This window comes from Streptomyces sp. CA-210063 (assembly GCF_024612015.1).
In the GTDB taxonomy this organism is placed as follows: Bacteria; Actinomycetota; Actinomycetes; order Streptomycetales; family Streptomycetaceae; genus Streptomyces.
On the sequence record NZ_CP102512.1, the window covers coordinates 10002775 to 10026025 of the forward strand.

A 23251-nucleotide genomic window follows, 5' to 3' on the forward strand; every position below is an offset into this window, starting at 1 on the left:
GTGGCGAACGACGACAAGGTTGTTGACTACCTCAAGCGGGTGACCGCCGACCTCCAGCGCACCCGCAACCGGCTGCGCGAACTGGAGGAGAGCCGTCAGGAGCCCGTGGCGATCGTGGCGATGTCCTGCCGCTTCCCCGGTGGGGTCGACGCCCCCGAGGAGCTGTGGGACCTGGTCCGTGACGGCCGGGACGCCATCGGTGGCTTCCCCGACGACCGGGGCTGGCACACCGGCGCGCTGGCGGCCGCCGGAGTGGCCCTCGAAGGTGGATTCCTGCCCGGCGCCGCCGAGTTCGACGCCGAGTTCTTCGGTGTCTCCCCGCGCGAGGCGCTGGCGATGGACCCGCAGCAGCGGCTGCTGCTGGCGACGTCCTGGGAGGCGATCGAGCGCTCCGGACTCGACCCGGCCGGCCTCAAGGGCACCGACGGCGGGGTCTTCGTCGGCATGACCGACCAGAAGTACGGCCCGCGGGACGACGAGGCGCTGCGCGAGGTCCGGGGCCATGTCCTCACCGGCACCACCAGCAGCGTGGCCTCCGGCCGGCTCTCCTACTTCTACGGCCTCGAAGGCCCGGCGCTGACCGTTGACACGGCCTGCTCCTCCTCCCTGGTCGCCCTGCACCTCGCCACCCGCGCGCTGCGTGCCGGGGAGTGCTCCTTCGCCCTGGTCGGCGGCGCGGCGGTGATGGCCGACCCCAGCCTCTACGAGGAGTTCCTGCTCCAGGGCGGCCTCGCCGGCGACGGCCGCTGCAAGTCCTTCGCGGCGGCGGCCGACGGCACTGGCTGGGGCGAGGGCGTCGCCGTCCTCGTCCTGCGCCGGCTGTCCGACGCCCTGCGCGAGAACCACCCCGTGCTCGCCGTCGTACGGGGCACCGCGGTCAACCAGGACGGCGCCTCCAACGGCCTCACCGCGCCCAACGGCCCTTCCCAGCAGCGGGTCATCCGGGCAGCCCTCGCCGACGCGGGACTCACCCCGGCGCAGATCGACGCCGTGGAGGCACACGGAACGGGCACCCGGCTCGGCGACCCCGTCGAGGCGCAGGCGGTGCTGGCGACGTACGGTCAGGACCGTGCCGACGACCGGCCGCTGTATCTCGGCTCGTTGAAGTCCAACATCGGTCATGTGCAGGCCGCCGCCGGTGTGGCGGGCGTCATCAAGACGGTCATGGCGATGCGCCACGGCACACTGCCGCGCACGCTCCACGTGGATGAGCCGACCTCCGAGGTCGACTGGTCCTCGGGCACGGTGGAACTGCTGACCGAGGCACGCGCGTGGCCGGAGACCGGGCGACCGCGCCGGGCGGCCGTGTCCGCGTTCGGCATCAGTGGCACCAACGCCCACGTCATCCTCGAACAGGCCCCGGCCGTGGCGGAGACGGCTCCTGACACGGCCGAGCCGGAGACCGCTCCCGACACGACCGAGCCGGAGACCGAGCCCGACGCCCCTGCCGCCCTGCTGCTGTCCGCCCGCGATCCCGAGGCGCTGCGCGACCGGGCCGGGCGACTGGGCGCGTTCACCGGACGGGCGGACGCCCCCGCGCCGCTGCCGGTCGCGCGGGCGCTCGCCGGCACGGGGGCCCGGTTCGCCCATCGGGCCGTCGTGGTCGGCACCGGACGCGAGGAACTCCTCGCCGGACTCGACGCGCTCGCCCAGGGCCGCCCCGACGCCCGGGTGGTACGCGGCATCGCGGGCCCGGGCGGCCCGCTCGCCTTCCTCTTCACCGGCCAGGGCGCCCAACGCGCCGGCATGGGCCGGGACCTGTACGCCGCCCAGCCGGTGTTCGCCGAGGCCTTCGACGCCGTACGCACCAGGATCGATCCCCACCTGGAGCGGCCGCTCACCGACGTCCTGGACTCCGACGAACTGCTCGACCGGACCGCGTACACGCAGACGGCGCTGTTCGCCTTCGAAGTGGCCCTCTTCCGGCTCCTCGAACACTGGGGCCTCACCCCCGACCACCTGCTCGGCCACTCCATCGGCGAACTCGCCGCCGCGTACGCCGCCGGGGTGCTCTCCCTCGACGACGCCTGCGCCCTGGTCGCCGCACGTGCCACCCTCATGGAGGCGCTCCCGGACGGCGGTGCCATGCTCGCCGTCGAGCTCGCCGAGGACGAGGTGCCCGGCCTCCTCGACGCCGCCGGAACCGCCGGCCTGCTCTCCGTGGCCGCCGTCAACGGCCCCCGCGCCACCGTGCTGTCCGGCCCCGCCGAAGCAGTGGACGCCACGGCCGCCCTGTGCGCGGAACGCGGCCTGCGGACCCGGCGCCTGAAGGTCAGTCACGCCTTCCACTCCCCGCTGATGGAACCGATGCTGGACCGGTTCCGGGAGGTCGCCGAGGGGCTCACCTTCCACGCGCCGCGCATCCCCGTCGTCTCCAACGTCACCGGCGCCCTGGCCACCGAGGAACAGCTCCGCTCGCCCGACTACTGGGTACGGCACGTCCGCGAGGCCGTCCGGTTCCACGACGGCATGCGTCTGCTCGGCGAACTGGGCACGGCGGCCTGCCTGGAGCTCGGGCCGGGCGGTGTCCTCAGCGTGATGGCCCGCGACTGCCTGGCCGACCTGCCCGCCGCCCCCGCCCTCGTCGCCTCCCAGCCGCGCGGCCACCACGAACCGACCGCCCTGCTGACCGCCCTCGGCGAACTGCACACGCGCGGTGTCCCCGTCGACTGGACCGCCGTCCTCGGCGCCCCCGCCGGCACCCGTGTGGACCTGCCCACCTACCCCTTCCGGCGTGACCGGTTCTGGCTGCCCGCGACGGCCGGCACCGGCGGGGCCCTGTTGCCGGTCCTTCCGCCACCCCCCGCCGCACGGACCGAGACGGCCCCGGCCGCCCTCGACCTGGACACGGTCAGGAGCGTCGCCGCCGCCGTACTCGGCCACTCCTCACTCGACGCCGTACCCCCGGACCGTTCCTTCAAGGACCTCGGCTTCGACTCGCTGTCCGCGGTCCGGTTCCGCGACCGGCTCGCCGAGGAGAGCGGGCTCACGCTGCCCGCCACCCTGGTCTTCGACCACCCCACGCCGGAAGCCGTCGTCGCCCACCTCAGGGGCGACACCGCCGGTGCCACCGTCGCCGCCCGCTCCCGCGCCTCGGACGAACCCCTCGCGGTCGTCGGCATGGCGTGCCGCTTCCCGGGCGGCGTCACCGGACCCGAGGACCTGTGGCACCTGGTCGCCTCCGCCGGTGACGCGATCACCGCCTTCCCCCGCGACCGCGGCTGGGACCCCTCGGCGCTGCGCCGCGTCGACGGCGGCGTCCCGACCGTCGGCGGATTCCTGCACGACGCCGCCGAGTTCGACGCCGACTTCTTCGGGATCTCGCCGCGCGAGGCGCTCGCGATGGACCCGCAGCAGCGGCTTCTCCTGGAAACCTCGTGGGAGGCCCTGGAACGCGCCGGACTCGACCCGGGCGCACTGCGCGGCAGCCGTACCGGTGTCTTCGCCGGCATCGCCGGTTCCGACTACGCCTCCGTCCTCGCCGCCACCCGCGAGACCGAGGGCCACCTCATGACCGGCACGGCGGGCAGCGTCGTCTCCGGACGCGTCAGCTATGCGCTGGGTCTGGAGGGCCCGGCGGTCACCGTCGACACGGCCTGCTCCTCCTCACTGGTCGCCCTCCACCTGGCGGGACAGGCGCTGCGCTCCGGGGAGTGCGACCTCGCGCTCGCCGGGGGCGTCACCGTGATGAACACCATCGACGGCTTCCTGGAGTTCGCCCGCCAGGGCGGTCTCGCCTCCGACGGCCGCTGCAAGGCGTTCTCCGACTCGGCCGACGGCACGGGCTGGGCCGAGGGCGTGGGCGTCCTCGTGATGGAGCGGCTCTCGGACGCCCGGCGCAACGGACACCGCGTCCTGGCCGTCGTACGCGGCTCGGCGGTCAACCAGGACGGCGCGTCGAACGGCCTGACCGCGCCGAACGGACCGTCCCAGCAACGGGTGATCCTGGCGGCCCTGGCCGACGCGGGGCTGTCGCCCACGGACGTCGACGCCGTCGAGGCCCACGGCACGGGTACCCGGCTCGGCGACCCGATCGAGGCACAGGCGCTGCTCGCGACATACGGGCAGGAACGTGAACAGCCGCTGTATCTCGGCTCGTTGAAGTCCAACATCGGCCACAGCATGGCCGCGGCGGGCGTCGGCGGAATCATCAAGACGGTGCTGGCCCTGCGCGCGGGCGTACTGCCACGCACCCTGCACGTGGACGAACCGACCCGTCAGGTGGACTGGTCGGCCGGTACCGTACGGCTGCTCACGGAGGAGCGGCCCTGGCCGGACACCGGACGTCCGCGCCGGGCAGGTGTGTCGTCGTTCGGGATGAGCGGCACCAACGCCCACGTCATCCTCGAACACGCCCCGGAAGAGCCCGCCCCCGCGGCAGCCGTGGAACCGGACACCGAGCCGTCCGTCCACCCCTGGCTCCTGTCCGGCCGCACCCCCAAGGCCCTGCGCGACCAGGCCGCCCGCCTCGCCGAGCACCTCGACCGCACGCCCGACACGGCCCCCGCCGCCGTCGGCGCGGCCCTCCTGGACAGCCGCACCCTCTTCGAGCACCGCGCCGTCGTCCTCGGCCGCGACCGCGCCGAACTCCTCACCGGCGTACAGGCCCTCGCCGACGGCACGGCCACCGCACCCGCGGTGATCACCGGAGCCACCGGACCGGTCGGCTGCGGACCCGTCTTCGTGTTTCCGGGTCAGGGGTCGCAGTGGGTGGGGATGGCGGTGGAGTTGCTGGATTCTTCGCCGGTGTTCGCGTCCCGGATGGCCGAGTGCGAGCGGGCGTTGTCGGTGTTCGTGGACTGGTCGCTGTCCGAAGTGCTTCGCGATGGTGGTGGGTTGGGCCGGGTGGATGTGGTTCAGCCGGTGTTGTGGGCGGTGATGGTGAGTCTGGCGGAGGTGTGGCGGTCGTACGGGGTGGAGCCGGCCGCTGTCGTGGGCCATTCGCAGGGTGAGATCGCGGCCGCTGTGGTGGCCGGGGCGTTGTCGTTGGAGGACGGGGCGCGGGTGGTGGCGTTGCGTTCGAAGGCGATCGTGGCCCTGTCCGGGCAGGGTGGGATGGCGTCGGTGCAGTTGCCGGCGGATGAGGTTCGTGGTCTGAAGGCGCTGGCGGACGGTCGGGTGGACCTGGCCGCCGTCAACGGGCCGTCCTCCGTGGTGGTCGCCGGTGCTCCGGACGCGCTGGACGAGGTGATTGCGGAGGCGGTCGCCCGGGGCGCCCGGGCCAAGCGCATCGACGTCGACTACGCCTCCCACTCCACGCAGGTCGAGGCGATTCGCACCGAACTCCTCGCCGTGCTGGACGACGTCACTCCCGTCGCCGCCCGCGTGCCCTTCTATTCCACGGTCACCGCCGACTGGCTTGACACGTCCGCCCTGGACGCCGAGTACTGGTACCGGAACCTGCGCTCCACCGTGCGTCTCGAACCCTCCGTCACCGGGCTCGTCGCGGCCGGACACCACGTTTTCGTCGAGATCAGCCCGCACCCGGTGCTGACGGCCGCCCTCGCGGAGACCGCCGAACGCGCGGGCGCCGAACCGCTCGTCACGGGCACCCTGCGCCGGGGCGAGGGCGGACCCGCCCGCATGCTCGCCTCGGTCGCGGAACTCGCCGTCGCCGGGGTGCGCGTGGACTGGACACCGGCCCGCGCGGATCACCGGACCGGGACCCCGGGCGCCCCTGCCGAGCTGCCCACCTACCCGTTCCAGCGCCGCCGGCACTGGCCGCAGACCCTCCCCGGCACGCCCGTGGCCGACCCGGCGCACGAGGAGTTCTGGCAGGCCGTCGAGGCCCAGGACGTCACCGCCCTGGCCGACGCCCTCGACCTGAGCGCCGACGAACCCGCGCTGCGCACCGTTCTGCCCGCGCTCTCCTCCTGGCGCCGGGGCCGCCGCGAACGCACCGCCGTGGACGCGTGGCGCTACACCGTCGACTGGCGTCCGCTGACCGTGCCGACCACCCCCGCCGTCCTCCCGGGCACCTGGCTGATCGCCGTACCGGAGGCACTGCGGGACGACCCGGTGCTCGCGGTCCTGCGGGAGCGTGCCGAGCGTGCCGTGGTCCTGACCGTGAGCGCGGACGACGACGAGGAGAGCCTCGCCGCCCACGTGCGCTCCGTCGCGCCGACCGGCGTCGTCACCCTCACCGGCGCCGACACCACGCCCCACCCCGCGGACCCGGCCGTACCCACCGGACTCGCCACCACCCTCGCCCTCTTCCAGGCGCTCGTCAGGACGGGCACGCCCGCACCCCTGTGGTGTCTCACCCGGGGCGCCGTGGGGACCCCGGACGACGCCGGACCCGCCGATCCCGCGCAGGCCGCCGTGTGGGCGCTGGGCCGCTGCGCCGCCGTGGAACTGCCGCAGCACTGGGGCGGGTTGATCGACCTGCCGGCCACCGCCGACGCGGACACGCACGAGCGGCTGCTCGCCGTCCTCACCGCGGACGACGGCGAGGACCAGGTCGCCCTGCGCCCCACTGGAACGTATGCGCGCCGCCTCGTCCACGCCACCGCACCGGCGCGGGCGAACGGCGGCTGGACCCCGCGCGGCACCGTGCTGATCACCGGGGGCACCGGCGCCCTCGGCGCCCATGTCGCCCGCTGGCTCGCCGACGACGGCGCCGAACACCTCGTCCTGCTCAGCCGACGCGGCGCCGCCGCCCCCGGCGCCGGTGAACTCCGTACCGAACTGGAGGAGTCGGGCGTACGGGTCACCCTGGTGGCCTGCGACACCAACGACCGCGCCGCGCTCGCCGCCGCCCTCGCCGAGGTCGAGAGCAGCACGGGGGACCGGATCCGGGCCGTCGTGCACGCGGCGGGCGTCGGTGTCCTCGGCCCCGTCGCCGACGCCCCGTTCGAGGACCTGGTCACCGTGCTGTCGGCGAAGGTCGCCGGCATCGAGAACCTCGAAGCCGTCCTCGACCCGGCCCAGCTCGACGCCGTCGTCTACTTCTCCTCCATCACCGCCGTCTGGGGCGCCGGCGACCACGGCGTCTACGCGGCCGGCAACGCGGTGCTCGACGCGCGCGCCGAACGGCGCAGCGCCGACGGCGTACCGACCCTGTCCGTGGCCTGGGGACCGTGGGCGGGCGGCGGCATGGTCTCCGACACCATCTACGACCAACTCCGTCTGACCGGTCTGCCGGTCATCGACCCGCGGACCGCGATCGCGGGCCTGCGCACCGTCCTCGCCGACGGTGAGACCTCGGTGATCCTTGCCGACGTCGACTGGGCGCGCTTCGCCGAGGTCTTCACCGCGGGCCGCACCAGCCATCTGCTCGACGACATCCCCGCGGCCCGGTCCGCCGCGCCCGAGGACACGGCCGACGCGGGCGCCCCGGCCTCCGAGCTGGCCGGCCGCCTGGCCGAACTCGACGAGGCCGGCCGCACCCGGGCCCTGCGCGACCTGGTTCGCGAACACGCCGCCGCCGTCCTCGGGCACCCCGACCCGGACGCCGTCGACGCCAAACGCGCCTTCAAGGAGCTGGGCTTCGACTCGCTCACGGCCGTCGACCTGCGCAACCGGCTCGCCGCGGCCACCGGTGTACGGCTCCCCAGCACCCTCGTCTTCGACCACCCCACCATGGCCGCGCTCGCCGGCTTCCTCGCCGACCGCCTCTTCGGCGCCGCACAGCAGCGCCCCCAGGCCGTGGCCGTCAGGCCCGCCGACCGCGACGAGCCGATCGCCCTGGTCGCGATGGGCTGCCGCTTCCCCGGCGGCATCGGTTCCCCCGAGGATCTGTGGCGTGCCGTCAGCGAGGAGGCGGACCTCATCACCGCCTTCCCCACCGACCGGGGCTGGCCCCTGCACCGGCTGTACGACCCCGACGAGAACTCCTCCGAGTCCTCCTACGTCGACCACGGCGGCTTCCTGGGCGACGCCGCCCTCTTCGACCCGTCGTTCTTCGGCATCTCACCGCGTGAGGCGCTGGCCACCGACCCGCAGCAGCGGCTGCTGCTGGAGACCACCTGGGAAGCGCTGGAGCGGGCCGGCATCGACCCGTCGCGGCTGCGTGGCAGCCGTACCGGGGTGTACGTCGGCCTCAGCGAACAGGGGCACACGGCCCGGTTGCTGGACGCGGTCGGCGATGTCGAGGGGTACTTCGCCACCGGCGCCGCCGCCAGCGTCGCCTCCGGCCGGATCTCGTACACCCTCGGCCTGGAGGGGCCTGCTGTCACCGTCGACACCGCCTGCTCGTCCTCGCTGGTCGCCCTGCACCTCGCCGTGCAGGCGCTGCGCTCCGGTGAGTGCGACCTCGCTCTCGCCGGCGGTGCGGCCGTGATGTCAGAACCCGCCTCCTTCGTCGGCTTCAGCCGTCAGCAGGCGCTGGCCCGCGACGGCCGCAGCAAGTCGTTCGCCGCCGCGGCCGACGGCTTCGCCCTCGGCGAGGGCGTCGGCATGCTGGTGGTGGAGCGGTTGTCGGACGCGCGGCGGGCCGGTCACCCGGTCCTCGCGGTCGTACGCGGCTCGGCGGTCAACCAGGACGGCGCCTCCAACGGCCTCACCGCCCCGAACGGCCCCTCGCAGCAACGGGTCATCCTCGCCGCCCTCGGCGACGCGGGGCTGTCGCCGGTGGACGTGGACGCGGTGGAGGCGCACGGCACCGGCACCCGGCTGGGTGACCCGATCGAGGCGCAGGCGGTGCTGGCGACCTACGGCCAGGACCGTCAACGGCCCTTGTACCTGGGCTCGTTGAAGTCCAACCTCGGACACGCGCAGGCCGCCGCCGGGGTGGGCGGTGTCATCAAGACCGTCATGGCGATGCGGCACGGCGTCCTGCCGCGCACGCTCCACGTGGACGAGCCCACTCCCGAGGTGGACTGGTCCTCCGGTGCGGTGGAGCTGCTGACCGAGGCGCGGGACTGGCCGGGAGAGGAGGGGCGTCCGCGCCGGGCGGGCGTGTCGTCCTTCGGCATCAGCGGCACCAACGCCCACGTCATCCTCGAACAGCCGGAGCCGGAGCCGGAGCCGGAGCCGGAGCCGGAGCCGGAGCACGTGGCGGGCTCGGATGAGACGGGGCCCGTAGCCGTCCCGGTCGTCGTGTCCGGGCGGGACGACGCGGCACTGCGCGACCAGGCCGCCCGGTACGCCGCGTTCCTGGCCGACGACGCCGAGATCCGTCTGCCCGACCTGGCACTGTCCCTCGCCACCACACGGGCCGTGATGTCCCACAGCACCGTCCTCGCCGCCGCCGACCGTGACGAACTCCGGCGCGCGCTCACCGCCGTGGCGGAGAACGGCGCGACCGTGCTGGACGAACCCTCCGAGGGCGGGCTCGCGGTGGTGTTCTCGGGTCAGGGTGCGCAGCGGGTGGGGATGGGGCGGGGGTTGTATGAGGCGTTTCCGGTGTTCGCGGAGGCGTTCGAGGAGGTGTGTGCCGGGTTCGAGGGGTTGCTGCCGGGGTCGTTGAAGGAGCTGGTCTTCGGGGGTCCGGTGGAGGAGTTGGCGTCGACGGGGTGGGCGCAGCCGGCGCTGTTCGCGGTCGAGGTCGCTCTGTTCAGGTTGGTGGAGTCGTGGGGGGTGCGGCCGGATGTGGTGTTCGGGCATTCATTGGGTGAGTTGGTCGCGGCTCATGTGGCGGGGGTGTGGTCGCTTTCTGACGCCTGCCGGGTGGTGGCGGCGCGCGGGAGGCTGATGGCGGCGTTGCCGTCCGGGGGTGCGATGTGGGCGATCGCGGCGGACCCTGCGGAGATCGCGGAGAGTGCTGGTGTGTGGGTGGCGGCGGTGAACGGTCCGTCGTCGGTGGTGGTTTCCGGTGTTGAGGAGGCTGTGGCGGAGCTTGCCGGGCGGTTCGCTGCGGAGGGGCGGCGGGTGAAGCGGCTGGAGGTCTCGCACGCGTTCCATTCGGGGTTGATGGAGCCGATGGTCGCGGAGTTCGCCGAGGTGCTGTCCGGTGTCACGTTCTGCGACGCGCCGGTCATCCCTGTCGTATCCAATGTGACCGGTGAGGTGGCGGGGGAGGAGCTGTGCACCCCCGAGTACTGGGTGCGGCACATACGGGCCACGGTGCGCTTCGCCGACGGTGTGCGCGCGGTGCGGGCCCAAGGCGTCGGCACGGTACTGGAGTTGGGCCCCGATGGCTCGCTGGTCTCCCTCGTCCAGGAGACCGACCCCGGGCTCCTCGCCCTGGGCGCCCTGCGCAAGGACCGGGACGAGACACGCTCCCTCGCGACGACGCTCGGCCGGCTGCACGTCCGCTCGGTGCCCGTCGACTGGTCGGCGTTCCTCGCCGGCGCCCGCCGGATCCCCCTCCCCACGTACGCGTTCCGGCGTGCGGCCTACTGGCTGGAGACGACCCGGCACGAGACGGCGCCCGATGTCTCCGAGGAGCTGTACACGGTGGAATGGCAGCCGGTGGAGACCGTCGCCGAACCGCCGGCCGCCACGCGCTGGGCGGTGCTCGGCCGGGCCGACGGACGGGCCGGGCTCCTCGCCAAGGCGCTCGCCCCGCACCCCGGCTCCGTCGCCGACGTCCATCCCGGCCCGGACTGCCTCGACGCGAGTGCCGACCTCGTCGTCGTACCGCTGGAGTTCGGCCCCGACACCACCGACCCGGGCGACGGGCCCGCCGCCGTACGCCACGCCACGCACGACACACTCGCCCGCGTCCAGGAAGTGCTCGCGCAGGAGCGGCTGGCCGGCTCCCGAGTGCTGATCGTGACCTCGGGCGCGACCACCGGAGATCCGGCCCGGGCGGCGGCATGGGGACTGCTGCTGTCGCTCCAGGCCGAACATCCCGACCGGTTCGTCCTGGTCGACCTGGCGGACGACGACACCGACGCCCCCGCGCTCGCCCCGGCGGTGGCCACCGCGGGCACGGCGGGCGAAACCCAACTCGCCGTGCGGGACGGGCGGTTGTTCGTGCCACGGCTGACGCCCGCCGACCCCCGACCCGCGTCCGCCGCGCCACGTGAGCACGGCACCGTGCTGGTGACCGGCGGCACCGGCGAACTGGGCGGCCTCGTCGCCCGGCACCTGGCCGCTGTGCACGGCGTACGGGATCTGCTGCTGGTCAGCCGGCGCGGCGCCGACGCCCCGGGGGCGGCCGCACTCGCCGCCGACCTCGAACGGGCGGGCGCCCGGGCCTTCTTCGCGGCCTGCGACGTCGCCGACCGGGAGGCCCTCGCCGCGGTCGTCGGCGCGATCCCGGCCGACCGGCCGCTGACCGGCGTCGTCCACACGGCCGGCGTGGTGGACGACGGCGTGGTCACCGCACTCACCCCGGAGCGCGTGGACACCGTGCTCGGCCCCAAGGCGGACGCCGCGCACCATCTGCACGAGCTGACCCGTGACCTGGGCCTGTCGCACTTCGTACTGTTCTCCTCCGCCGTGGGCACCCTCGGCGGCGCGGGCCAGGCCAACTACGCGGCAGCCAACGCCTACCTGGACGCCCTGGCCCGCCGGCGCCGGGACGCCGGGCTGCCCGCCACCTCGCTGGCCTGGGGCCTGTGGGGCACCGGCGGAGGCATGGGCGGCCGGCTCGGCGAGGTGGACCTGCGGCGCATGGCCAGGGCGGGCGTACTGCCGCTGGACGCGGAGCACGGACTCGGCCTGTTCGACCGGGCGTGGGCGGGCGACGAGGCGTGCCTCGTGCCGCTGCGCACCGATTCCGGTGTCCTGCGGGCCCGCGCCGCCGCCGGCACCCTGCCCGCGGCACTGCGCACCCTGGTCCCCGAGGCCCCGGCACACCCGCGGGACCGGACGCACGACGGCACGGACGCGGGCTACGCCGGGCGACTGGCGGCCCTGTCCGCCGCCGAACGGGCCCAGACCCTGCTGGACCTGGTCAGGAGCCGGGCCGCGGCGGTCCTCGACCATCCGTCCCCGGAGAGCCTCGACCCGCGCAGGTCGTTCCGTGAGGTCGGGTTCGACTCGCTGACCGCGGTGGAACTGCGCAACAGCCTCGCCGCCGCGACCGGTCTGCCACTGCCCGCGGCCCTGGTGTTCGACTACCCGACCCCCGAGGCCCTGGCGGAGCAACTCGCGAGCCGCGTCCTCGACCACACGGGCGCCGCGAGCGCCGAACGGCGGCCCTCCGTCCCCGTCCTCCTCGACCAACTGGAGGCGGCCATGGCGGAGTTGACCGCCGAAGACCCCGAACGCCCGCGGATCGCGGCCAGGTTGCGGACCCTGGCCACGGCGGGCGCCCCGTCGGCCGATCCGGAGAGCGGGGCCACGACGGGCGACGTCGACACCCGGCTCGCCGAGGCCTCGGACGACGAGCTGCTCGACTTCATCCGCACGGAACTCGGCAAGGAGTGAACGGTTCACATGGCTGATGACAAGGAACTCCGCGACTACCTCAGGCAGGTCGCCGCGGATCTGCACCGGACGCGGCAGCGCCTGGGCGAGCTGGAGTCGGCAGCCCGGGAACCGATCGCCGTGGTCGGTATGGCCTGCCGCTACCCGGGCGGTGTGCGGTCCCCCGACGACCTGTGGCGGCTGGTCGCCGAGGGCCGGGACGCCGTGGGGCCCTTCCCCGACGACCGGGGATGGGACCTGGCCTCGCTCTACGACCCCGACCCGGCCAAGGAGGGCGCCTGCTACGTCCGCGAGGGCGGCTTCCTCGACGACGTCGCCGGCTTCGACGCCGCGTTCTTCGGCATATCGCCGCGCGAGGCGCACTCCATGGACCCGCAGCAGCGGCTGCTGCTGGAGGCCTCCTGGGAGGCACTGGAGCGCGCCGGCATCGACACGCGCACACTGAAGGGCAGCCGCACCGGCGTGTTCGCGGGCGTCTCCCAGCAGGACTACGCCGGCCTGCTGGTCGCCACCGAGGGCCGCATCGACGGCCACGGCTCCACCGGGGTCTCCAACAGCGTGCTGTCCGGCCGCGTCTCGTACGTCCTCGGCCTGGAGGGCCCCGCGCTCACCGTCGACACGGCCTGCTCGTCCTCGCTGGTGGCACTCCATCTGGCGGTACGGGCGCTGCGGGCGGGCGAGTGCGATCTGGCGCTGGCCGGCGGTGTCACCGTGATGTCCACACCCGACGTCCACGTCATGCTCTCCCGGCAGCGTTCGCTGGCCCCCGACGGCCGTTGCAAGGCGTTCGGTGCCGCCGCGGACGGCGCGGGGTGGAGCGAGGGCGCGGGCATCCTCGTCGTGGAGCGGCTGTCCGACGCCCGCAGGCTCGGCCACCCGGTCCTCGCCGTCGTACGCGGGTCCGCCGTCAACCAGGACGGTGCCTCCAACGGGCTCAGCGCCCCCAACGGGCCGTCGCAGCAACGGGTGATCCGGGACGCCCTGACCGACGCCGGACTGACCGCCGCCGAGGTCGACGCCGTCGAGGCGCACGGCACCGGCACCCGGCTCGGCGACCCCATCGAGGCGGACGCGCTGCTCGCCACCTACGGCGCCGCCCGGCCCGAGGGGCGCCCGCTGTGGCTGGGCTCGCTGAAGTCGAACATCGGCCACACCCAGGCCGCCGCCGGGATCGGCGGGGTCATGAAGATGGTGCTCGCGATACGCGAACGCACCTTGCCCCGCACCCTGCACGCCGACGAGCCGACCCCGTTCGTCGACTGGTCCTCCGGCACGGTCCGGCTCCTCGCCGAAGCCCGCGCCTGGGCGGACGGCGCCGCCCCGCGACGGGCCGGTGTGTCGGCCTTCGGCGTCAGCGGCACCAACGCCCATGTGATCCTCGAACAGGCACCCGACGACGAGGAGCCCCCCGCCGCGGCCGGACGTCGGACGCCGACGGCCGACCGTCAGGAGCCCACGGCCGGACGTCGGACGCCGACGGCCGACCGTCAGGAGCCCACGGCCGGCCGCCAGGACCCCGCCTCCGGTCAGCCGGAGACCGGCGCCCCGGCAACCGCCGTCCACCACGGGCCGGTCCCCGTCGTCCTCTCCGCCCGCGGCACCACCGCCCTGCGCGCCCAGGCCTGCCGTCTCGCCGAGCACCTGACGGCCCGGCCCGACCTGCCCGTCGGGGATGTGGCGCACACGCTGGCCACCGCCCGCACGCCTCTCGACCAGCGCGCCGCCGTCCTGGCCGCCGATTCCGGCACACTGCTCACCGGCCTCGCCGCGCTCGCCGACGGCCGCCCCCACGACACCCTCACCGAGGGCACCGCCGTCACCGGCTCGACCGCGTTCGTGCTGCCCGGCCAGGGCTCCCAGTGGCCCGGAATGGCCCGTGAACTCCTCGACGCCGAGCCCGTGTTCGCCGACAGCGTCCACGAGTGCGCCGCGGCGGTGCGCAAACTCGTCGACTGGGACGTCCTCGCCGTCCTGCGCGGCGAGGACACAGACGTCGACACCGACCGGATCGACGTGATCCAGCCGGTGCTGTTCACCGTCATGGTGTCCCTGGCCAGGATGTGGCGGGCCCACGGCATCGAGCCCGCGGCCGTGGTCGGGCACTCGCAGGGGGAGATCGCCGCCGCCCACATCGCCGGTGGCCTCTCCCTGGAGGACGCCGTACGCGTCGTCGTCCTGCGCAGCCGCGCACTGCGCACCCTGACCGTGCGCGGCGGCATGGCCTCCGTCCTGCTGCCCGAGGAGCAGGTCCGTGACCGGCTCGCCCCCTGGGCGGACCGCCTGTGGATCGCCGCGGTCAACGGGCCCGCCTCCGTGGCCCTGACCGGCGACCCCGACGCCTGCGACGCCTTCGTCGCCGCCTGCGCGGCCGACGGCGTACAGGCCCGCCGCATCCCCGGCGCCGCCAGCCCCGGTCACTCCCCGCACGTCGAGCCGCTGCGCGAGCGACTGATGGCCGACCTCGCCGACCTCGCGCCGCGGCCGGGACAGGTGCCCTTCTACTCGACCGTCACCGGCGGGCCGCTGGACACCGCCCGGCTCGACGCCGCCTACTGGTGCCGCAACATGCGCGAACCCGTCCGCTTCGAGGCCGCCGTCCGGGCCCTGCTCGCCGACGGCCACCGGCTGTTCGTCGAACCCAGCCCGCACCCCGTCCTCGTCACCTCCGTGCAGCAGTGCGTCGAAGCCGGTGAGCACGAGGCCGCCGTCACCGGCACCCTGCGGCGCGGCGAGGGCGGCCCCGGCCGGTTCCGCGCGGCGCTCGCCCAGGCCTGGACCGGCGGCGCGCCCGTCGACTGGCCGCGCCTCTTCGCCGGCGCGGACGTCCGCCGCGCCGAGCTGCCCACGTACGCGTTCCAGCGGCGCCGTTACTGGCCCGAGGGCCGGCGGCGCGGCGGTGACGTCACCACCGTCGGCCTCGGCGCCCTGGACCACCCCCTGCTCGGTGCCCTGGTCCGGCTCGCCGACGACGACGGTGCCGTCCTCACGGGCCGGCTCTCCCCGCAGGAGTTCCCGGGACTCGCCGGGTACTCCCTCGGCGACCGGGCCGTACTGCCCGGAACCGCGTTCGTCGAGCTCGCCGTCCTCGCCGGTGACCGGTTCGGCCACGGCCGGGTCGAGGAACTCACCCTGCACACCCCCCTGTTGCCGCCCCCGGACGGTTCCGTCGGCCTCCAGGTCAGGGTCGGCGCCGACAGCGGCGGCCGCCGTACCTTCGCGGTCCACTCCTCGGCCGCCGCCCCCGACGCCGAACCCCACTGGACCCTGCACGCCTCCGGGACCCTCGTGCCCGAGACCGGCGCGAACGCCGCCGACCTGACGGCATGGCCGCCGCCCGGCGCCGAGCCCGTACCGGTCGACGGACTGTACGAGAGGCTCGCCGCCGACGGCTTCTCCTACGAGCACCAGCTGGTGGCCGGACTGTGGCGCGGCGACGGCGAGGTCCACGCGGAGGTCCGCCTGCCCACCGGGCAGGCCACCGAGGCCGCCCGATACGGCCTCCACCCCGCCCTCTCCGACGCCGCCCTGCACGCCCTGTACGCCCTCGACGACGAGCGGCGGGAACCACTGGTCCCGTTCTGCTGGAGCGGTGTCGAACTCCACGCCACCGGCGCCACCCGGCTGCGGGTCCGGATCACCCGCACCGGCGACAGCACCGTCTCGCTGCTGCTGACCGACACCACCGGCTCCCCGGTCGCCGTGGCCGACTCCGTGCTGCTGCGCCCCGTCGGCCCCGCCGCGCTGCTCGCCGAGCCGTCCGCGGACCGCCTGGACCGCATCGCACCGGCCGCCGCCCGGCCCGCCCGCGCCCGCCGTGCCGTCGTCACCGACGCCGCGCACGACGACGGTTCGCTGCGCGGGCGGCTCCTCCCGCTCACCGAGACCGAGCGCACCGGCGTCCTGCTGCGGCTCGTCCGCGACACCGCCGCCGCCGCTCTCGGCCACGACGACCCCGACGCCGTACAGGCCACCCGGCCCTTCAAGGAACTCGGCTTCGACTCGCTCACCGCCGTGGACTTCCGCAACCGGCTGGCGGGCGCCACCGGGCTGCGCCTGCCCGTCTCCGTCGTCTTCGACCACCCCTCGCCCCGCCGCATGGTCCAGGCGCTGTACACGGAGCTGTTCGGCGCGCGGGACACCCCGGCGGCACAGGCAACGGCGGATGGCGCCCGCGCCCGCCGCCGCGCCGACGACGGGGAACCGCTTGCCGTCGTCGGGATGGCCTGCCGCTTCCCCGGCGGGGTCACCAGCCCCGAAGAGCTGTGGCAGCTGCTCGCCGAAGGCCGTGACGGCGTCACCGGCTTCCCCCGCGACCGCGGCTGGCGCGCCCAGGACGCAGCGCGCGGCGGGTTCCTCGACGACGTCGCCGGCTTCGACGCCGGATTCTTCGGCATCACCCCCCGCGAGGCGCTCACCATGGACCCGCAGCAGCGCCTGCTGCTCGAAACGTCCTGGGAGGCGATCGAACGCGCCGGCATCGACCCCACGACGCTGCGGGGCAGCGCGACCGGCGTCTACGTCGGCGCCGCCGCGCTCGGCTACTCGCTGCTCTTCCCGCCCGGCTCGGAGCAGATGGCCGGGTACGCCGTCACCGGCACCGCCACGAGCGTGGTGTCCGGGCGGGTCGCGTACGTCCTCGGCCTGGAGGGCCCGGCGGTCACCGTCGACACCGCGTGCTCGTCCTCGCTCGTCGCCCTGCACAGCGCGGCCCGGGCACTGCGCTCCGGCGACTGTGACCTCGCCCTGGCCGGCGGTGTCTGTGTCATGCCCGACGCCTCGCTCTTCGCCGACTTCGAGCGGCAGGGCGGGCTGGCGGTGGACGGGCGGTGCAAGGCGTTCGCGGCGGCGGCCGACGGCACGGGCTGGTCGGAGGGGGTGGGTGTGCTGCTGGTGGAGCGGTTGTCCGACGCGCGCCGCAACGGTCACCCGGTGCTCGCGGTCGTACGTGGTTCGGCGGTCAACCAGGACGGTGCGTCGAACGGGTTGACCGCGCCGAACGGGCTCGCCCAGCAGCGGGTGATCCGTGCGGCGCTGGAGGACGCCGGGCTGAAGGCGGCCGAGGTGGACGCGGTGGAGGCGCATGGCACCGGAACCCGGCTGGGGGACCCGATCGAGGCGCACGCGGTGCTCGCCACCTACGGGCAGGACCGTGAACGGCCGCTGTACCTCGGCTCGTTGAAGTCCAACATCGGACACACCATGTCGGCCGCCGGCGTGGGCGGAATCATCAAGACGGTCATGGCGATGCGCCACGGCACGCTGCCCCGCACACTCCACGTGGACGAGCCGTCCCCCGAGATCGACTGGTCCTCGGGCACGGTGGAACTGCTGACCGAGGCCCGGGAGTGGCCGGGGGAGGAGGGACGCCCGCGCCGGGCCGGGGTGTCGTCGTTCGGCATCAGCGGCACCAACGCCCACGTCATCCTCGAACAGGCTCCGGACGAGCACACCACCGAGGAACCACCCGTCACGTCCCGCCCCTGGCCCCTGCTGCTCTCCGCACACGACGAAGGCGCCCTGCGCGAGCAGGCCGCCCGGCTGCTGGACCGTATGGACGCCGACCCGGACCTCGCGGTCGGCGACCTCGCCCACTCCCTGGCCACCACCCGAGCCGCCCTCGAACACCGCGCCGCCGCCACGGTCCACGACCGTGCCGGGGCGACCACCGCCCTCACCGCTCTCGCCGGAGGGGAACTGCCGCCCGGACTGCTGCGGGACACCGCCCGCGAGGGCGCGCTCGCGGTGCTCTTCACCGGGCAGGGCGCCCAGCGGTTCGGCATGGGCCGCGAACTGTACGCCGCCCACCCTGTCTTCGCCGAGACGTTCGACGCCGTCTGCGTGCACCTCGACCCGCATCTGCCGCGCCCCCTCGCCGAGATCGTGTTCGGCACCGGAACGGACACCCCCGACCCGGAGGCCGTGCACCGCACCGAGTACACCCAACCCGCCCTGTTCGCCTTCGAGACCGCCCTGTACCGGCTGCTGGAGAGCTGGGGCGTGCGCGCCGACTACCTGCTCGGCCACTCCGTCGGGGAGATCACCGCCGCCCACATCGCCGATGTGCTGACGCTGCCCGACGCCTGCCGGCTGATCGCCGCCCGAGGCCGTCTGATGCAGCGACTCCCGCCCGGCGGGGCCATGCTGGCCGTCGCCACCGACGAGGCACGAGCGAGCGAAGGCCTCCCGCCCGGCGTCGCGGTGGCGGCGGTCAACGCACCCGGATCGGTGGTCCTGTCCGGTCCGGCCGACGCCCTCACCGCACTCCACGGCGGATTCACCGAACAGGGCCTGCGCACCAACTTCCTGACGGTCAGTCATGCCTTCCACTCGCCGCTGATGGAGCCGATGCTCGACGAGTTCGCCACGATCGTCGCCGAACTCGACCTGCGTCCGCCGACCCTTCCTGTCGTCTCCGACCTCACCGGCACCCTCCTCACCGCCGAACAGGCGTGCTCGCCCGACTACTGGGTCCGGCACGTCCGGGAGACGGTTCGGTTCGCCGACGGTGTGCGCACCCTCGCCGCCGAGGGCGTCACCGTCCTGCTGGAGGCGGGCCCGGACGGCGTCCTCACCGGCATGGCACAGAGCTGCCTCGACAACGCCACGGACGCCCACGCCGAACCGCCCGTCTGCGTACCGGCGCAGCGGAAGGACGCCCCTGCCGACGAGGCGTTGACCACCGCCGTCGCCCGCGCCCATCTCGCGGGCGCGGACGTCGACTGGGCCGCCGTCTTCGCCGGCACCGGAACCCGCCGGACCGATCTGCCCACGTACGCCTTCCAACGCAGCCGCTACTGGCCCGAGCCCCGCCCCGCCGCGGCCACCGGCGACCTCGCCGCGCTCGGCCTGGGCGCCGCCGGGCATCCGCTGCTCGGCGCCCGGATCACCGTCGCCGGCGACGGCACGACCCTGTTCACCGGCGAGCTGTCCACGGCCGCCCAGCCGTGGCTCACCGACCACGCGGTTCTCGACACCGTCCTCTTCCCCGGCACCGGCTTCGTCGAGCTGGCCCTGTGGGCGGGCGGCCAGGCGGGCTGCCACCACCTCGACGAACTCACCCTCGCCGCCCCCCTGCTGGTACCGGCCGACGCTCCCGTACAGCTCCAGATCACCGTGGGACCGGCCGACGACACGGGCCACCGCGCCCTGTCCGTCCACTCCCGCACCACCCCCGACGGCCCGTGGACCGGCCACGCCGAGGGCACCCTCAGCCCACAGGCACCCGACACCCCCCACCGGCCGCCCCACGTCTCGTGGCCCCCGCAGGACGCCGAGGCCGTCGACCTGGACACCTTCTACAAGGACCTCGTCGACCACGGATTCACCTACGGGCCCGCCTTCCGCGGCCTGACCGCCGCGTGGCGGCGCGGCACCGAGGTCTTCGCCGAGGTACGGCTGCCCGAATCCGCGGGCGGCGGCTTCGCCGTCCACCCCGCGCTCCTCGACGCGGCCATGCACGCCCTGGCGTTCCGCCCCTCGGCGCCCGCGACGGGCGGCCCGCTGCTGCCGTTCGCCTGGCGCGGCGTCACCGCCCATGGGCAGGACGCCACCACCCTGCGGGTGCACGTCGGCGATCTGGCGGAGGACCAGGTGTCCGTGGAGCTGACCGACCCGTCCGGGCGCCCCGTCGTCTTCGTCGCCGCCCTGCACATGCGGCCCACCTCGACCGACCAGCTGGACACCACGAGGCTGCGCCCCGAGTGGCTGCTGCACACCGAGTGGACCCCCCTGGAGGGCGCTCCCGCGATGCCCGCCGGGCGGCTCCAGGGCCGGTTCGCGATCCTCGGCGACCCCGACGCGTACCCGCACGCCGAAGCACTCCTCCAGAGCGCCGAAGTCGTCGAGTACCACACCGATCTCGCGGACCTGCGCGCCGGTGACCCGGCACCCGACGTGGTCGTCGTCCCGCTTCCGCCCGCCGAGGCGACCGCGGCCGCCGCCCGCCTCGCGGTGCACCGCACGCTCGACCTGCTCCAGCGGTGGACCACGGACGACACCCTGGCCGGAAGCCAGCTCGTGCTGTGCACCTCCGGTGCCGTACGCACCGCCGCCGACGACACGGTGGCCGACCCGGCGGGCGCCGCCGTATGGGGCCTGGCCCGCTCCGCGCAGCTGGAGAACCCGGGCAGTGTCCTCCTCGTCGACCATCTGCCCGGTGCCACCACACCCCTGCCCCGGGCCGTCGCCCACGCCCTGGCCCTGGGCGAGCCCCAACTGGCCCTGCGCGGCGACGAGATCCTCGTACCGCGCCTGGCCCGGCTCACGGCCGACGGCGAACCCGGGCCCGCCTTCCGGCCGGCCACCGGCACCGTCCTCGTCACCGGCGCCACCGGCACCCTCGGCCGCCTCGTCGCCCGCCATCTGGTCACCCGGCACGGCGTACGCGACCTGCTGCTCGCCGCCCGGCGAGGACCCGAAGCCCCCGGCATGGCGGACCTCGTCGCCGAACTCGCCGAGCACGGCGCCACCGCCCGCGTCGAGGCCTGCGACGTCACCGACCGCGCGTCGCTCGCCGCGCTCCTGGACACCGTGGACGACCTCAGGGCGGTGGTCCACACCGCGGGCACGGTGGACGACGGCACCCTCACCGCGCTGACCCCCGCACAGGTCGACGCCGTCCTGCCGGTCAAGACCGAAGCCGTGGAGCACCTGCACGAGCTGACGTCCACGCTCGACCTGGACGCCTTCGTCGTCTTCTCCTCACTGGCCGGCACCATGGGCGGCGCCGGCCAGGCCAACTACGCCGCGGCCAACGCCTTCGCGGACGCCCTGTGCGCCCGGCGCGCGGCGGCCGGCCTGCCCGCGCTCTCCCTCGCCTGGGGACCCTGGCAGCGCGGCGACGGAATGACCTCGGGCGTCGCCGAGAGCGACCTGAAGCGCATCGCCCGCGCCGGACTGCGCCAGCTCAGCCCCGCCGAAGGCATGGCGCTGTTCGACGCGGCCCTCGCCACCGGCCGATGCGTCGCCGTCCCCGTACGCCTCGACACCTCGGCCCTCGACGCGGACTCGCAGGCCGTCCCCGTCCTGCTGCGCGGACTGGCCGCCGGAGCACGCCCCGGCCGGCGGACGCCCGCGCCTCCGGCCGGCGGACTGCGCGAACGCCTGCTGCCGCTCTCCGCGGCCGACCGCACCACCGCCCTGGTGGAGCTGGTCAGGGCCGAGACGGCCACCGCCGCCGGACTCCCGACGGGGGACGCCGTGCCCCCGGGCAAGCCGTTCAAGAGCCTCGGCTTCGACTCCCTGATGGCCGTGGACCTGCGCAACCGGCTCGCCGCCCTCACCGGCCTCCGGCTGCCCGCCACCCTCGTCTTCGACCACCCGACACCCAAGGACCTGGCCGAACTCCTCCACGACGGCCTCGACCTGACCCCCGTACAGGCCCCCGACCCCGCCCTGCTCGCGCTCCAGTCCCTGGAGGCCGCACTGCGGACGCCCGCCGACGACCCCGGACGCGAGGCCTCCCTCGCCGTACGCCTGCGGGTGCTCCTCGCCAAGCTGGAGGAGACCCCCGGCACCGCCGGGCCCGCCGCCGCGGACCTCGACGGGGACGACCTCGACGGCGACCTCAGCACCGCGAGCGCGGAGGAACTGCTCAGCCTCATCGGCGACGAGTTCGGCATCCAGTGAGCACCGGCTCCGCCTTCCCCCCACACCCTCACCCGACCTGACGCCCACCCCGAAACCTGCTCGGCCTCCCCCCCACGCACCAAAGGAACCACCATGCCCCTCGACATCGAAACGCCGCTGCCCTACCAGCGCGACCACCGCTGCCCGTTCGACCCGGGACCGGCCCTGCGGGACGCCCAGCGGACCGCCCCGGTCCACCGGTACCGTCTCCCGGACGGGCAGGACATCTGGGTCGTCACCCGCTACGAAGAGGTACGGCGGATGCTCACCGACCCACGCCTCAGCAGCGCCCGGACCCCGCTGACACTGATGCTCCCCGGCGTCGACGACACCGGAGTGCGGGTCTCCCCGGGCAGCTTCGTCAACATGGACCCGCCCGAGCACACCCGGCTGCGCCGGACGGTCACCTCCAGCTTCACCGCCCGGCGCATGCGCGAACTCGCGCCGCGTCTGGAACGCATCGCCGAGGACCGACTGGACGCCATGGAACGCACCGGCCCGCCCGCCGACTTCATGACCGAGTTCGCCTCACCGTTCCCCCTGCTCGCCATCTGCGAACTGCTCGGACTCACCGAGGAACAGCGCGCCGAATACCTCCGCATCACCGCCATGGCACCCGGCCTGGCCGCCACTCCTGAGGAGGCGCAGGAACTCCTCACGGCCGCCGGGCGCCTCATGTCCGACGCGGTCGCCGCCCAACGCGAAGCACCCGGCGACGGCATGATCGGCATGCTGGTCAAGGAACACGGCCACGAACTCGACGACGAGGAGATCGCCGGCATCAGCAGCATGTTCCTGACCGCCGGCTTCGACACCGTCGCCAACACCCTCGGACTCGGCCTCCTCGCCCTCTTCGACAACCCCGGCCAACTCGCCCTGCTCCGCGACGAACCCGCCGTCCTCGACACCGCCGTCGAGGAACTCATGCGCTACCTCAGCGTCATCTCCGCCACCGGCGGACGCACCGCCACCGAGGACGTCGAACTCGGCGGCGTCACCATCAAGGCGGGCGAGTACGTGGTGCCGGCGCTGGCCGTCGCCAACCGCGACCCCGCCCACTTCGACGACCCCGACCGCCTCGACCTGACCCGTACACCGGCCCAGCAGGTCGGGTTCGGCCACGGCGTCCACCGCTGCATCGGCGGCGCCATGACCCTGCTGGAGATGCGGATCGCGTTCTCCGCCGTACTGCGCCGCTTCCCCGGCATCCGTCTCGCCGTACCGCCCGAGGACGTGCGGTACCGGGGCTACGACATGGTGCACGGCGCGCTCGCCATACCCGTCACCTGGTAGGAACCCGCCCCCTAGAGCCTCCGGCGAGGCCCTAGGGGGACCGCCCGGCCCTTCTGGGGGTTACAGCCCC

Annotated in this window: 3 protein-coding genes; all 3 read left to right on the forward strand. The window is 74.7% G+C overall.

Going from position 1 to position 23251, the window contains the following annotated elements:
* The 3 genes from JIX56_RS43785 (at position 1) to JIX56_RS43795 (ending at position 23181) form a co-directional block, all read left to right on the forward strand.
* Positions 1-12261, forward strand: coding sequence for a type I polyketide synthase (locus tag JIX56_RS43785; protein WP_257549499.1), 12261 nt, complete (start codon positions 1-3; stop codon positions 12259-12261).
* Positions 12262-12270: 9 nt separating this feature from the next.
* Positions 12271-21888 (forward strand): type I polyketide synthase, encoded by a 9618-nt coding sequence (locus JIX56_RS43790; protein WP_257549500.1) that lies wholly within the window; start codon positions 12271-12273, stop codon positions 21886-21888.
* Positions 21889-21981: 93 nt separating this feature from the next.
* Positions 21982-23181, forward strand: a complete 1200-nt coding sequence (locus JIX56_RS43795) for a cytochrome P450 (protein ID WP_257549501.1) — start codon at positions 21982-21984, stop codon at positions 23179-23181.
* Positions 23182-23251 lie beyond the last annotated feature (70 nt).

Bases quoted from the DNA above. Each gene is read 5' to 3' on its own strand.
- JIX56_RS43795 (WP_257549501.1), top strand. From the start codon at position 21,982: ATGCCCCTCGACATCGAAACGCCGCTGCCCTACCAGCGCGACCACCGC.
- JIX56_RS43790 (WP_257549500.1), top strand. From the start codon at position 12,271: ATGGCTGATGACAAGGAACTCCGCGACTACCTCAGGCAGGTCGCCGCG.